15 protein-coding genes are annotated in these 12,791 nt (G+C 64.8%); 9 read left to right on the top strand and 6 right to left on the bottom strand.

Translation table 11 applies throughout. The features are described 5' to 3' along the window. The first annotated feature begins 12 nt into the window (after positions 1-12). Together LZC95_23650 and LZC95_23645 are read left to right on the top strand one after the other, a co-directional pair. Positions 13-321, top strand: coding sequence for a hypothetical protein (locus LZC95_23650; GenBank protein WXA99797.1), 309 nt, complete (start codon positions 13-15; stop codon positions 319-321). Between the two features lie 85 nt (positions 322-406). Further along, positions 407-904 carry a DinB family protein gene (locus tag LZC95_23645; GenBank protein WXA99796.1) on the top strand — a complete coding sequence of 166 codons (498 nt, stop codon included), beginning with the start codon at positions 407-409 and terminating at the stop codon, positions 902-904. 89 nt (positions 905-993) lie between these two features. Here LZC95_23645 and LZC95_23640 read toward each other — a convergent pair whose 3' ends face one another. Further along, complete coding sequence (locus LZC95_23640; protein ID WXA99795.1) at positions 994-1,956, bottom strand: hypothetical protein; 963 nt, start codon at positions 1,954-1,956, stop codon at positions 994-996. Positions 1,957-1,967: 11 nt separating this feature from the next. Continuing rightward, complete coding sequence (locus LZC95_23635) at positions 1,968-2,147, bottom strand: hypothetical protein (protein ID WXA99794.1); 180 nt, start codon at positions 2,145-2,147, stop codon at positions 1,968-1,970. A 214-nt stretch (positions 2,148-2,361) separates the two neighbouring features. On the opposite strand from LZC95_23635, the gene LZC95_23630 reads away from it, so the two are divergent. Beyond that, positions 2,362-2,838, top strand: coding sequence for a hypothetical protein (locus LZC95_23630; GenBank protein WXA99793.1), 477 nt, complete (start codon positions 2,362-2,364; stop codon positions 2,836-2,838). A 133-nt stretch (positions 2,839-2,971) separates the two neighbouring features. On the opposite strand, the gene nth is transcribed toward LZC95_23630, so the two are convergent. Continuing rightward, positions 2,972-3,724, bottom strand: a complete 753-nt coding sequence (nth, locus tag LZC95_23625) for an endonuclease III (GenBank protein WXA99792.1) — start codon at positions 3,722-3,724, stop codon at positions 2,972-2,974. A gap of 2 nt (positions 3,725-3,726) precedes the next feature. After that, the gene (gene gyrA, locus LZC95_23620; protein ID WXA99791.1) at positions 3,727-6,396 is read right to left on the bottom strand and encodes a DNA gyrase subunit A; all 2,670 of its coding nucleotides are present in this window, start codon (positions 6,394-6,396) and stop codon (positions 3,727-3,729) included. Between the two features lie 62 nt (positions 6,397-6,458). Between gyrA and LZC95_23615 the strand changes: the two genes are divergently transcribed. Continuing rightward, complete coding sequence (locus LZC95_23615) at positions 6,459-7,091, top strand: glutathione S-transferase family protein (GenBank protein ID WXA99790.1); 633 nt, start codon at positions 6,459-6,461, stop codon at positions 7,089-7,091. Between the two features lie 76 nt (positions 7,092-7,167). After that, a complete protein-coding gene (locus LZC95_23610) occupies positions 7,168-7,401 on the top strand; it encodes a hypothetical protein (GenBank protein WXA99789.1) in 234 nt (77 codons plus the stop codon). A gap of 24 nt (positions 7,402-7,425) precedes the next feature. Here LZC95_23610 and LZC95_23605 read toward each other — a convergent pair whose 3' ends face one another. Further along, a complete protein-coding gene (locus tag LZC95_23605; protein WXA99788.1) occupies positions 7,426-7,869 on the bottom strand; it encodes a hypothetical protein in 444 nt (147 codons plus the stop codon). 32 nt (positions 7,870-7,901) lie between these two features. Here LZC95_23605 and LZC95_23600 point away from each other — a divergent pair, with 32 nt between their 5' ends. After that, positions 7,902-9,632, top strand: coding sequence for an amidohydrolase (locus LZC95_23600; GenBank protein ID WXA99787.1), 1,731 nt, complete (start codon positions 7,902-7,904; stop codon positions 9,630-9,632). Here LZC95_23600 and LZC95_23595 read toward each other — a convergent pair. Then, the gene (locus LZC95_23595; protein WXA99786.1) at positions 9,571-10,455 is read right to left on the bottom strand and encodes an NAD(P)H-binding protein; all 885 of its coding nucleotides are present in this window, start codon (positions 10,453-10,455) and stop codon (positions 9,571-9,573) included. The two genes, LZC95_23600 and LZC95_23595, sit on opposite strands and share 62 nt — an antisense overlap. A 66-nt stretch (positions 10,456-10,521) precedes the next feature. Here LZC95_23595 and LZC95_23590 point away from each other — a divergent pair, with 66 nt between their 5' ends. From LZC95_23590 to LZC95_23580, 3 genes are all read left to right on the top strand, one after another. Further along, the gene (locus tag LZC95_23590; protein ID WXA99785.1) at positions 10,522-11,451 is read left to right on the top strand and encodes a LysR family transcriptional regulator; all 930 of its coding nucleotides are present in this window, start codon (positions 10,522-10,524) and stop codon (positions 11,449-11,451) included. A gap of 69 nt (positions 11,452-11,520) precedes the next feature. After that, positions 11,521-12,147: a hypothetical protein gene (locus tag LZC95_23585; protein WXA99784.1), complete on the top strand. Its 627-nt coding sequence runs from the start codon at positions 11,521-11,523 to the stop codon at positions 12,145-12,147. A 16-nt stretch (positions 12,148-12,163) separates the two neighbouring features. Next, the gene (locus LZC95_23580; GenBank protein WXA99783.1) at positions 12,164-12,778 is read left to right on the top strand and encodes a hypothetical protein; all 615 of its coding nucleotides are present in this window, start codon (positions 12,164-12,166) and stop codon (positions 12,776-12,778) included. Positions 12,779-12,791 lie beyond the last annotated feature (13 nt).

Here is a 12,791-nt window from a genome sequence, read left to right as displayed (position 1 = left end):
AGGAGATACACCATGGCGGCGCGGGATGAAGGTCTGGGAGCAGCGCGCGTGCTCGACGCGGACGAAGTACAAGGAGTTCTTTCGGGCCGCTTTTATGCACCCGCCGATGCCGCCCCCGCGCGTGCACCGTCGCGTGCATCCTTGGAGAAGCCGACTCACTACAAGGTGATCTGCATCTCCATGTACACGAAGGATCTGGGCCGGCTGGATCAGCTGGTCGACGAGCTGAAGGCGCGAGGCATGACCAAGGCCAATCGAAGTGCCTTGATCCGTGCCGCGTTGGACCAGCTCGATTTGGACAAGGTCCCGCGCGGGATGTGACGCGAACGACGCGCACGGTTCAAAAAGGTGAGCGGCAGAGGCGCGGGCTTGCTTCGGGCTGACGAAGGCCCCACATAGGCGGGTCATGAACTCAGCAACCCTGTCCGCGCTCTCATCGTTTCCCGACGCGCTCGAGCGAGTATTGGGCGAGGTCCCGGAGACGTCCCTCCGCTGGGTGCCGCCGTCATGGGACGGCATCCCGAGCGAACAATTCACCGTGCTCGAACAAGTCTGCCACGTGCGCGACATCGAGATCGACGGCTACCACGTGCGCATCCGCCGCATGGTCGAGGAGACCGATCCCGTGCTCGCCGACATCGAGAGCTACGAGCTTGCCGCCGAGCGTCAATACGCCGACGCCGATCCGCGCGAGGCCCTGGCCGCCTTCCGAGCCGCCCGCCTCCAGACCGTGAAGATCATCGCCGGCCTCACCGATGCCCAGCTGGCACGAACGGGGTCTTTTGGCGGCTACGGATCGCTCACCCTGAAGGGGTTGATCCACTTCTTGTGCAGCCACGACCAGCAGCACCTCGCCGGGCTGCAATGGCTCCTCGGCAAGATGTCCGCGCCCCCTTCGTCGTAGCGAAACGTCAACGCCGTTGGCAGATACACCACTCCGCCACCCATGGCGCCAGGCAGTACACATGGCGCCACGAGGTGGCGTTTCTCGGTTCAGGGCTTCTTCGAGAGCAGGATGCGCGCGAAGGTGGACGTGTTCGTACCGCCGTCCTCGGCCGGGTTGCCCAGAGGCTCGACCACGATGTTGCCGGTGTACTTGATGTTCGGTGCGGTCGGCTCGTTGAAGGGGAAGGGCTGGACGTCGCAGTTCGGGTGCTCCACCGTGATCTTGAAACGGTTGCCAGGCGGGACGTTGTAGATGATGGCCGTGGGGGTCGTTGCGCCGTCTTGGCTCTTGGTCGCCGCGACGTCCGGAAAGGCCCGGTTGTTCAGATAAACGACCTGGGGCGCGTCCCCGGACCCTCCGTCCGATCCGGCGTCGGTGCCGCTGTCGGTGCCGCCGTCATCGGCCAACAGCGCGCTGGCGCCCGGCTCGACGCGGATGGTCGCGCCACCTTCCGTCGGGCAGCTGCCTTTGATGAGACCGATGGCGAGAACGCCTTTGGCCGGATCGACCTTCGGGAAAGACGGATTGCCCTGGATGACGCCAACGAGGAGCGTCGTGGCCTGTTTGTCCGGGAAGATGCTCTTGCCGCGATCCGCGTCCCCGGTCAATTGCCACTCTTGTTCGATGAGGGTGGTGTATCCCTCCTTGCGAATGCGCATGAAATAGGGCGTGTCTTTGGGGACTTGAATCGAATAACCTCCTTTTGGACTATTCCCCGTCGTCGCAGTTCGGCCATTGCCGACATCGATGGTGGCGCCGACGACCGCTTGGCCGCCGCCCGGCGGAAAGTCGGAAATGACGCCCTTTTGCGTGACCATTCCCGGGCCCGGTTGGCCCGAATCCACGCCCGGGCCCGCGTCGGTGCCGGTGCCCGTATCTTTGTTACCCGCGTCAACTGTGGGTGTCGACGTGTCATCGGAAGAACATCCGACGAACGCGAGGGAAAAGGCGAGTGCACCCACTCCGAGTGCGGCGCCGCACCTGATTGTTTTGCAAGCCATAGAAGCCATGACCGTTTTCCTCACTTGTTGGTGATTTCTAAATTCCTTGTCAGATTGTTATGCAGCATGACGCGCCATTGATGCGCATACCGCCAAGCGTCATTGCCAACTTCGTTGACCACGAAGAACGGGCGGTCGAGCGACGCCGCGAATTCTGACGGATTCCGGCTGAAAATGCCTGCTGGCGTGTCGAATGTCATTTGAATCCGTATTTAAATTAGTGTCCATCCGGTCGAGCGGTTCGGATTGACATCCTTCCGGATGTATTGCCATTCGATAGCGACCCACTGAGCTTCGATTGGGTACTTTAATTTCGTTGAAATCGAATCACGAAATCGAATGTCTCGTTACATTAATGACGAGACAGGCGCATGTGAGATGTGCCACGTTGCCTCCCGACGGAGGTAATTTAAAATGTACGCGATCAAAGCCATCGCCTTGGGGTCCGTGTTGGCATTAGGTGCTTTTGCGTCGGACGATACCGATGCAACCTTCCGCCTTACGCCCGTATCGACGAACTTTTCGGCGACGGGCGCAACGACGCTCAACAAGAGCGGCGTCACCCTGAACTGCAACGCGAACTTCAGTGGCGCGACGGACGCCAATGGTGGTGGTGCCGTTACGGCGGCCACGTTCAGCGGCGGATCGGTTTGCAACAGCCTCGCGGCCCAGGGTTTCCCGTGGGCGGTGACGGCCGACTCGCTCACGCAAGTCACCATTCAGAACGTCACGGTCAACAGCCTTGCGGGCACGTGCGGCCCCAGCGCGGTCGTGGCCGCCTATGACAACGCCGCGGGCACGCTCACCTTCAACAACGCGCCCCTCGCGGGTGGCTGTACGGTGACCGGCACCCTCACCACGTCGCCGAAGATCACGATCGTCACCCCGTAGCTCCCTGTTGTCCTAAAAATTCACATAAAGGCGGGAAGGGCGGGAAGGTTTTTTTGGAGGTTTCCCGTGGTGAAAACTGCAAACCTCAAAACCTCCCCGCCTCCCCGCCTCCCTGTAAATTCTCTTCGGCCGTTCACGCGCGGGCGCGGCCCGGTTTGCGGCCGACTTGTTCGGCGCGGAAGGCGCAGGGGCAGGCGTCGTTGACGGGGCACTCTTCGCAATTTGGTTTGATGGCGCCGCAGACGCGGCGGCCGTGGAAGATGAGCACGTGGCTTGCGTGATCCCACTCGGTGCGGGGCAGCAGGGCGCAGAGATCTTGCTCGATTTCCGGTGGCTCTTGATTCTTCGTCCAGCCGAGACGCTGGGAGATTCGTTGGACGTGGGTGTCGACGACGACGCCCTCGGGCGTGCCGAAGGCGACGCCTAGGACGACGTTGGCGGTCTTGCGGCCCACCCCGCGGAGCTTCGTGAGCTCCGCCAGGGTGCGCGGGACCTCGCCGCCGTGGTTTTCCACGATGCCTTGCGAGAGGGCGAGAAGGCTCTTCGTCTTTTGCCGGTACATGCCGATGCGGCTGATGAGCGCCTCGATGTCCTCGGGCTTGGCGGCCGCCATGGACTTGGCATCCGGGTAGCGCGCGAAGAGGGAAGGGGTGAGCTTGTTCACCGCCACGTCCGTGCTCTGCGCCGAGAGCACCGTCGCGCAGAGCAGCTCGAACGCGTTCTTGTGATCGAGCTCGCAGTGCGCGTCGGCGTGGTACTCGGCGAGGCGGCGGAAAACGTCGAGTTTCTCCGCCTTGGACGGCGCGGCTTTCTTCTTCGGAGGAGACGGCGCCGCCTTTTTCGGGGCGGGCGCCGCGGCTTTCTTTTTCGCTTTCGCGGCGGCCATCGTCAGTTCAACGTCGATGCGGGCGGGGCGCCGCCGTCGCCGTCGGGGCTGCCGTTCTCGCCGCCATTTTGGCTGGGAGGTTCGCCGCCGCCGTCCGGTGCGGGCGGAAGCATGCTGCCGCCTTCCGCACTTTCATCGGCGGAGCTCTCTTCGAGTCGCTCCAGACCGACGACGCGCTCTTCGCCGTCGACGCTCATGATGCGCACGCCCTGGGCGTTGCGGCCCGTCTCGCGGATCTCGTCCACCTTGGTGCGCAGCATCTGGCCGCGATCCGTGATGAGCATCACCTCGTCGCCCTGCTTGACCAGCGTGATGTCGACCACCGGGCCGTTACGCTCGCTCGCGTCGATCAGGATGATGCCCTTGCCGCCGCGGTTCTGCGAACGGAACTCCTCGATGTTCGTGCGCTTGCCGTAGCCCTTCTCGCAAACCGCGAGCACGTACGGGCGATCGGGCTGCGTCACGCCCATGCCCACCACGGCGTCGTCGTCGACCAACTCGATGGCCTTCACGCCCATCGTGGCGCGCCCCGTTGCACGCACCTGCTTCTCGTCGAAGCGGATCGACATACCCTGCTTGGTCGCGATGATGAACTCGCGCTCCCCGTCGGTGAGCGCGGCCGAGAGCAGCTGATCGTCGCCCTCGATCTTCACGCCGATGATGCCCTTCTCGCGGAAGTTCTCGAAGTCCGTCAGCTCGCTCTTCTTGATCTGTCCTCGGCGGGTCAACGTGACCACGAACTTGCCCTCTTCGATCTTCGGCACCTCGACGATGGCGGCGACCTTCTCGCCTTGCTCCATGCCGACGAAGTTGATGATCGCGCGGCCCTTCGCATTGCGCGCGGCGAGGGGGATCTCGTACACCTTTTTGACGTAGACCTTGCCCTTGTCGGAGAAGAAGAAGACGTAGGCGTGGGTCGAGGCCACGAAGAGCTGGGTGACCCAGTCCTCGTCCCGCGCCTCCATGCCGATCTTGCCCTTTCCGCCGCGGCGCTGTGCGCGGTACGTGCTGGTGCTCGTCCGCTTGATGTAGCCCGCGTGGGAAATGGTGACGACCATGTCCTCTTCTTGGATCAGGTCCTCGTCCTGGATGTCCGCGTCGCTGGCCACGATTTCCGTGCGGCGCTTGTCGGCGTACTTCGTGCGGATCTCTTCCAGCTCCATGACGATGACGTCGAAGAGCAGCTTCTCATCCGCCAAAATCGCGGAGAGGCGCGCGATGGTGTTGCACAGCTCCCCGTACTCGGCGGCCAGCTTCTCCTGTTCGAGGCCCGTCAAACGCGACAGGCGCATCTCGAGGATGGCCTTGGCCTGGCGCTCGGAGAGGAAGTACTCGCCGCGGGCCTTCGCCGACTCGATTTCCGACTCGGGCCGGCCCGCGCGGCGCACGAACGCCTCGAGGCCCACGAGCGGCAGCTTGAGAAGATCCGCCTTGGCCTGCTCGGAATCGCGTGCGGCGCGGATGGTCTTGATGACCTTGTCCACGTCCGTCACGGCCATGCCGAGGCCCTCGACGATTTCGCGCGCGGCCTCCGCCTGGCGCAGCTCGAAGCGCGTGCGGCGGGTGACGACGTCGCGGCGGTGTTCGACGAAGACGGCCAGCGTCTCCTTCAAATTGAGCACCGCGGGGCGCCCGGCCACGATGGCCAGGTTGATGACGCCGAAGCTCGTCTGCAGGTCGGTCATCCGGTAAAGCTGGTTGATCATCACCTGGGGGACGACGTCCTTCTTCAACTCGATGACCAGGCGAATGCCATCGCGATCGGACTCGTCGCGCACCTCGCTGATGCCTTCGATCTTCTTCTCGCGAATCAGCTCGCCGATCTTGGCGTGCACGCGCGCCTTGTTCACCTGGTAGGGGATCTCGTTGACCACGATGAGCTCGCGCTCGCCCTTGCCCGGTGCTTTTTCGATGTTCATGCGGGCGCGCATCACGATGGATCCGCGGCCCGTGCGCTGTGCCTGCTCGATGCCGGTGCGCCCGTAAATCAGGCCCGCCGTGGGGAAGTCCGGCCCGGGGATGAAGCGCATCAGCTCTTCGATGGGGGCCTGCGGGTTGCGGATCAAATGGATGGTCGCGTCCACGACCTCGCCCAGGTTGTGCGGCGGGACGTTGGTGGCCATGCCGACCGCGATACCGCCCGAGCCGTTGATGAGCAGGTTGGGGATGCGCGCGGGGAGGACGTTCGGCTCCTCCAGGCGGTCGTCGAAGTTGGGGGAGAAGTCGACGCACTCCTTCTCGATGTCCGCAAGGAGCTCCATCGAGATGCGCGACAGGCGCGCTTCCGTGTATCGGTAGGCGGCCGGCGGGTCGCCGTCGACCGAACCGAAGTTGCCCTGGCCGTCGACCAGCATGTAGCGCATGGAAAAATCCTGCGCGAGGCGCACCATGGCGTCGTAGACGCTGGCGTCGCCGTGCGGGTGGTACTTACCGAGCACGTCTCCGACCACGGTGGCGCTCTTGCGGTGCGCGCCGCCGGGGAGGATTTTTTGCTCGTACATCGAGTACAAAATCCGCCGGTGGACGGGCTTCAGCCCATCGCGCGCGTCCGGGATGGCGCGCCCGATGATGACGCTCATCGCGTAGTCGAGGTAGCTCGTGCGCATCTCGTCCTGGATGGAGACCGGGACGCGCTGATTCATGTTGGTCGTCGGGATGTCGTCGTTCGACATTTGGGCTTTCTTCCTACTATTTCTCCCGCCGTTTCGGTACCCATGACGACGAGGAGAGCGATATGGCAATCACCTTGTATTACGCACCCATGAGTTCGGCGACGCGCGCATTTTGGGCGCTCGAAGAGCTCGGGATTCCGTTCGAAAAGGTCAAGCTCGATCTGCGAGCCGGCGATCAAAAGAAGCCGGAGTACTTGAAGATCAACCCCAATGGCAAGGTGCCCGCGCTCGTGGATGGCGAGGCGAAGATCTTCGAGAATCTAGCCATTCTTTTCCATCTTGGCGAACGATACGGCGTCGAAAAAGGACTCTGGCCCAAGGCCGATTCGTCCGTGCGCGCCGAGGCGTATTCGTGGTCCGTGTGGGGCTTGGTGGAACTGGTCCAGGGCGCGCGCCATTTCGCGCTCCACGCGGACGCGTCGCACTTTCCGGGGTTGCTTCCGCCCGAAAGGCGCGTGGGCTGGATCGCCGAGCAAGCGCGCAAGGAATGGGAACAAAATGCCGCGCTTCTCGAGGCACGGCTGGAGAACCGCGCGTACATCTTGGGCGACGCGTTCTCGCTCGCGGACGTGACGGTTGCAGGCAACGCCGCGTTCGGCCTGCGCATGGCGGGCTTGCCCATGGGGCCGCGCGCAACGGATTGGGTCGGGCGCTGTATGGCGCGGCCGGCATTCGCCCGTTCAATGGCGGGGTAATGTTCCTTGGATACCGACCTTGCGGTCGAATGGGAGGCTGGATTATGGTGCAAGCTCTGCCACAAGGAGTTTCCCCATGAAAAAGCTTACCTGCATGCTGTTTGCCGTGTTGGCCCTCGCCGCCTGTAGCGCCTCGCCCGAGGATTCCACGGGCGAGAACGCTCCCGGCGTCGAGCAGACCGGCACCGAAGTGAAACACAACTGGCCGTGCACCACGATTGGTGGTGCGTGCGCCGCCGAGAGCACGTGCCAGAACGTGTACAAAGCGGGCAAAATCGAGTGTGGCTCCGATATCTGCTGCCTCGACTGAGTTCGTGGCAAACCTTGGGGGGGTTTACTTGCCGACTTGCAGCTTTTGCCGATCGGCCTCGAAGATCGGCCGATAGTCGTAGGTGGGGAAAAACTCGGTGCGGTAGGCGCCCCAGGCTCGTTGCTCGCAGGCCAGATTGACCTCGCGAAGCTTGTCGGGCGGGACGCGCAACGTGACGACTTGGCCGATGCCCATCATCACGTACCACGAGACGACTTCCACGCCGGGCGGGGGGAAATTCTGCGTGAATTCGGTCTTGGCGAGGTGCTCTTTGATTTGCGCCAGCGTCTTCGTCTGGTCGTGGCGTAGGAAAATCGTCAGCAGGATGGCCTGATCGCTGCCGGCCGTGGTCGTCGTCGGGGCGGGTGCCGGCGGGGCGGCCCGTGCGCACGACGCGGTGGACAGGGCAAATGTTGCCAATGCAACGAGGCGAACGGCGCGATCGACGCGAACGGTGAGCGTTCCCATGGCGGCGTTTCATTCTATCATTGACGCATCGCATGACTGCCCTACACGTGATTCAGAACGCCGACGTTCGCACGATGGATGCTTCGGGTCGCCGCGCGGAAGCGGTGGCGTGGCGCGATGGGAAAATCGTCGCGGTGGGAACGCGCGCGGAGGTTGCGGGCCCCGAGGCGACGGTATGGGATGCGGGCGGCGCGACCGTTCTGCCGGGCTTCGTGGATGCGCACCACCATGCCTTCTTGGCCACGCTCATGGATGGCGGCGTGCGGCTGCGGCCCCCGGGCGTGTGCACCATCGCCGATCTGCAGCGGGCGCTCTCAGCGGCCTCCGCGCAGCTGCCGCCGGGCGCGTGGCTCGTCGCCTCGGAGTGGGATGAGGCGTTGCTCGCCGAGCGGCGCGCGCCGACGCGGCGGGAGCTCGACGACGCCGTGCCCGATCGGCCGCTGTTGGCGTTTCACTACAGTTGCCATCGCGCCCTGGCCAACAGCCGCGCGCTCGAGGCGGCAGGGATCGACAAGCACACGCCGGATCCGTCGGGCGGGCTCATTTCGCGCGGCCCCGACGGGTTGCCCGATGGCTTGCTCATCGAGCGCGGCATGAGCCGTGTCGAGATCGCGGCGCGCGCAAACCACACCCCGGAGCAGGCCAATGACTTCTTCGCGCGCCTGGCGCAACACCACGACGCGCTTTTGGCGGCGGGTATCACGCGCATTGCCGATGCGGCCGTGCCTGCGGACCTGATGGTGCTCTATCGAGAGGCCGCGCGGCGTGGCTTCCTTCGAGTGCCGACCGTGATGATGCCCGTCTCCGCGCGGGGCACGTTCGAGGCGCCGTGGGACGTGCTCGAGGGGCCGGTGACCGGTGAGGAAGAGGGGCTGCTCACGGTGGGCGCGCTCAAGTTGATCTTCGACGGCGCGCCCGTCTGCGCCATGTGCGTCGGCTGGCGGCAGATGGCCGGTGCGGTGGTGAACACGCTGGCCATGGGGCTGCGACAGCGCTCGTTCGATTCGATGAGGACGATGAGCTCGGCCCGACTCCGTTTCGGCCGCGACGGGGTTCGCACGGGCATCAACATTTACCGACGGGAAGAAGCCCGCGCGGTGATCCGGGCCGCCACCGAGCGCGGTTTTGCCGTGGCGACGCATGCCATTGGCAACGACGCCATCGACATCGCCGTGTCGGCCTACGAGGCCACGGGTAGCGCCGTGTCCCGCATCCGTGCCCCGCGCATCGAGCACGCCGTGTTCCTTTCGCGGCCGCTCGTTGCGCGCATGGCCAATGCCGGCGTGCTGGTCGTCGCGCAGCCGCACTTCCTCGCGCTGCCCGCGATGGGCACGGCCGCGCGCATCCCGGGCATCGCCAACACGGCCTTGCGCTGGCTGCTCGACGCGAAGATCAAGGTCGCGGGCAGCTCGGACTACCCTGTGGCGAGCTTCGATCCGCTCGACGGCATCCGCTCCGCCGTGCACCGTCGCACCCTTCGCGGGCACGTGAACGAGCCCGAGCAGCGCATCGCTCTGGACGAGGCCCTGACGATGTACACGCGCACCTCCGCCGAAGCTTGCGGCGCGCTCGATCGATGCGGGACCCTGGAAGCGGGCAAGCGCGCCGACATCGTGGTGCTCGACGGCCCGCTCGCGTCCGATCTGAAGTCGGTACGCGTGCGGGCCACGGTGCTCGGGGGCGACGTCGCCTTCGGGCAGATCAGCTCGCGAGCTTCTGCGCCGCGAGAAAATCGCGAACCGTCTGCGGATCGCGGCCCGTAAGCTCCTTCACCGCGGAGGTCACCACCGCGAGATCGCCCTTGGCGATGGCCACATCGAACGACGCGATCACCGCCGCGAGCGGTGCCGGCAGGCCATGTTCGACGAGCGCCGCGGTCAACGCCTCGGTCGTTACCGAAATGTGCTGCACCGCCTTGCCCGACAGCTCGCCGAGCCACGTGGCGACTTGGGCACTCGTCACGGCCGCAGGGCCCGTGATCTCGAGGGTGCGGCGGCCCGTGAAGGGCGCGCTCAGTGCGGCGGATGCGGCGAGGGCGCAATCGTGACGGGTGACGAACCCGGTGGCGCCGGTGCCGCGCGCATCGACGAGTTTCCCCGAGGCGAGGACGCGCGGGAGCGACCCGAGGAGCAGATCGATGTAGACGTTGTTCCGCAGAACCGTGAATCCGAGACGCGAGGCCGCAAGCGCTGCCTCGGTTTGACGATGATCGGGGGCCAGCAGAATCGGCGATTCGACGTACGGGTTCGTGAGCGACGTGTAGACCACGTGCTGCACGCCTGCCGCCTCGAAGGCCTTCAGCGCCGCCACGTGTTGCGCCAGCCGGCGACCCGGCTTGTCGAGGGCATCGGTGCTGATGAGCAGCGCGCGGGATGCACCGGCGAACGCCTTGGCCAACGCGGCGGGATCGCCCTCGAAGTCGGCCTGGCGAACCTCGATGCCCTTGGCCGCATAGGCGGCGAGGTGCTCGGGGTTGCGGGTGGTGGCGATGATGGGACCTTGAACCTTGCGGGCGAGAAGATCATCGAGAACCTGGCGCCCGAGCTGACCGGACGCGCCGGTCACGAGAAGAGCTGACGTTGTCATACGCCCAATCTTTGGGTCGTTGCGGGCATGGTACAATGCGCCAAAATCTGCTTTCTGTGGTGCACCATGGGAACAATCGATTTGAACCTGGTCCGCGCCTTCGTGGCCGTGCACGAGACGGGAAGCTTCTCCGGTGCCGCGGCCCGCCTCGATGCGCCCCGTTCGACGGTGAGCCGCGCGATCTCGTCGCTGGAGGCATCGCTCGGTGTCCGTTTGTTCCAGCGGACCACGCGCCAGGTGTCCACGACCACCGCAGGCGTGTCGCTCTACGAGCGCCTCGCTCCGTCGCTTTCGGCACTGGAGAATTCCCTGGCGGAGCTTCCCGAGCGCGAGGAGGAGCCCTCGGGCACCTTGCGGGTGACCTCCACGGTGGATCTCGGAACGACGGTGCTCGCGGAGGCCGTCGCGCGTTTTACGTCGCGCTACCGCGGGGCGCGGGTGGAGGTGTACCTCTCGAACAGCGTCGTGAACTTGGTGCGCGACCGCGTGGACCTCGCCCTGCGCGTCAGCCCTCGAAAAATGCGCGACTCGAGCCTGGTCGTTCGCAGGGTAGGCACCATCACGCTCCAACTCTACGCATCGCCCGCCTACCTCGCGCGCCGGGGCACCCCGCGCGCGCCGAGCGATCTTCTCTCCCACGATTGGGTCTCGTACCGCGGTGCGCGCCACCTGCAGGTCACCGACGCCGGAGAATGGTCCTTGAGCGACTTGCCGCCGAAAACGCGCATCACCTCGGAACCGCGCGTCGTGTGCGACGACATGTCCTTCGCGCGCGAGGCGCTCAAGGCGGGGGCGGGCTTCGGTGCCATCCCGACCTTTCTCGGCGACGTGGAAGTGGCCAACGGCACCTTGGTGCGCCTGATGCCCCGCTGGGTCACCCACACGAGCCGCGTCTACCTCGTGCACCCGGGCCACAAGCACGTGCCGCCCAAGCTGACCGCCTTTCGCGACATCGTCGTGGAGATCCTGCGCCAGCGCCCTCTTTCCGTTTCCTAGATTTCGTACGCCCCCCCTTTACATATTTCGGAGCTCACCCGTCCTCTGGATATGACGAACTTAAGACGTGTGAGAGCGCTGGCCGGCGTGGCCGCGTTCACCCTGGCTGCGCACGCCAGGGCCGCGGAGGACATGCCCCGCGATCATGGATTCGAATTGGACGTGCGCACCGGATACGCCGTGCCAGTGGGCTCGTTGGATGGAAAATCTCCGCTCAACGCGTTTTGGGCTGGCGCGCTGCCCATCGGGCTCGGCGCTGGATATCGCATCCATCCGCGCATCTACGTGGGAGGCTATTTTCAATATGCTTACGGCATCATGTCGGGCCGCATTTGCCAGGAGCTCGACTGCTCGGCCAACGATTACCGTTTTGGCGTCGACGCACGTTTCTATGTATCGCAGGGCCAATCGACGCAAATCTGGATAGGGCTTGGCGCGGGGGCAGAATTTGCGCACATTCGCGCCAACGGCCCGAGCGGCCGCGCCACCTTCGACCTTGGCGGGCCCGAATATGCGCACCTCCAAGTCGGCGGTGATTACCGCCTATCTTCCCATGTTGGCATCGGGCCCTTCGTGGGCATGTCCCTCGCGCGGTTCGGTGGCGGGAATAGCTCCACGGACGGGCATATCGATATCGAGGACGCGGCCTTGCACGGTTGGCTTTCCCTCGGACTTCGTGGTGTCTTCAATCCTTGAGGAAAGGATGCTTGGCTTGGCTTATCGCGTTGTTCCACTTTTGCTGGTGTTGACCTTGCTCGCGTCCATCGCGTGCGGTGACGACATGACCCGGGAACCGCCGCCGCTGGTCGGCATTCACGGGACCGTTCAAGGCTCGGATCAGGTCGTGCTCGAGCGGCCGGAGTCCTTTCGCGTGATGGCGGTTTGGTTCCGTGCCGACAAAACGATCATCGTTGGCAATGACGTGGCCGTCTCGGTGGGATTTCCGGCAGCGTTCTCCCTCTTCTTCCACGAGCCGCCACCCGCGGAGGCCGACTTGCTGCAAGAGCTCGATGGCGTGATCGCGCACATGTTCGCAGCGGAAATCGCGGCCTACGAGGACGTGAACGGCGACCATCGCTACGATGCCGCCGTCGATCGGCTCCTGGGCGTGGCAGCCCGTGTGCGATTTCTGTACTTCGCCCACGCCGACGAATTGGCCGCCGTGCAGTCGGCGCTTCCGGGCGCGCAGCTTGGTTTCAATTTGTTGATAGCGAGGGAGAACGACTGCTCGCACCCGTACCCTGGTGTCTCGTGCGAGAAGGGCGCAATCGTTCCTCTCGAGACGCCAATTACCCTGCAGCTTTCCCGAAATCCCGCGTTCGAGTGATGGCTTCTCCCGA

It is taken from the genome of Sorangiineae bacterium MSr12523 (assembly GCA_037157775.1).
Classification (GTDB): Bacteria; Myxococcota_A; Polyangia; order Polyangiales; family Polyangiaceae; genus Pendulispora; species Pendulispora brunnea.
This window is presented reverse-complemented; position numbering and strand designations above follow the sequence as displayed.

Excerpts from the sequence above, each read along its gene's own strand:
- gyrA (WXA99791.1), bottom strand. The coding sequence starts at position 6,396 with ATGTCGAACGACGACATCCCGACGACCAACATGAATCAGCGCGTCCCG.
- LZC95_23600 (WXA99787.1), top strand. The coding sequence starts at position 7,902 with ATGACTGCCCTACACGTGATTCAGAACGCCGACGTTCGCACGATGGAT.
- LZC95_23590 (WXA99785.1), top strand. The coding sequence starts at position 10,522 with ATGGGAACAATCGATTTGAACCTGGTCCGCGCCTTCGTGGCCGTGCAC.
- LZC95_23615 (WXA99790.1), top strand. The coding sequence starts at position 6,459 with ATGGCAATCACCTTGTATTACGCACCCATGAGTTCGGCGACGCGCGCA.
- LZC95_23630 (WXA99793.1), top strand. The coding sequence starts at position 2,362 with ATGTACGCGATCAAAGCCATCGCCTTGGGGTCCGTGTTGGCATTAGGT.
- LZC95_23610 (WXA99789.1), top strand. The coding sequence starts at position 7,168 with ATGAAAAAGCTTACCTGCATGCTGTTTGCCGTGTTGGCCCTCGCCGCC.
- LZC95_23650 (WXA99797.1), top strand. The coding sequence starts at position 13 with ATGGCGGCGCGGGATGAAGGTCTGGGAGCAGCGCGCGTGCTCGACGCG.
- nth (WXA99792.1), bottom strand. The coding sequence starts at position 3,724 with ATGGCCGCCGCGAAAGCGAAAAAGAAAGCCGCGGCGCCCGCCCCGAAA.
- LZC95_23635 (WXA99794.1), bottom strand. The coding sequence starts at position 2,147 with ATGACATTCGACACGCCAGCAGGCATTTTCAGCCGGAATCCGTCAGAA.
- LZC95_23645 (WXA99796.1), top strand. The coding sequence starts at position 407 with ATGAACTCAGCAACCCTGTCCGCGCTCTCATCGTTTCCCGACGCGCTC.
- LZC95_23595 (WXA99786.1), bottom strand. The coding sequence starts at position 10,455 with ATGACAACGTCAGCTCTTCTCGTGACCGGCGCGTCCGGTCAGCTCGGG.
- LZC95_23640 (WXA99795.1), bottom strand. The coding sequence starts at position 1,956 with ATGGCTTCTATGGCTTGCAAAACAATCAGGTGCGGCGCCGCACTCGGA.
- LZC95_23605 (WXA99788.1), bottom strand. The coding sequence starts at position 7,869 with ATGGGAACGCTCACCGTTCGCGTCGATCGCGCCGTTCGCCTCGTTGCA.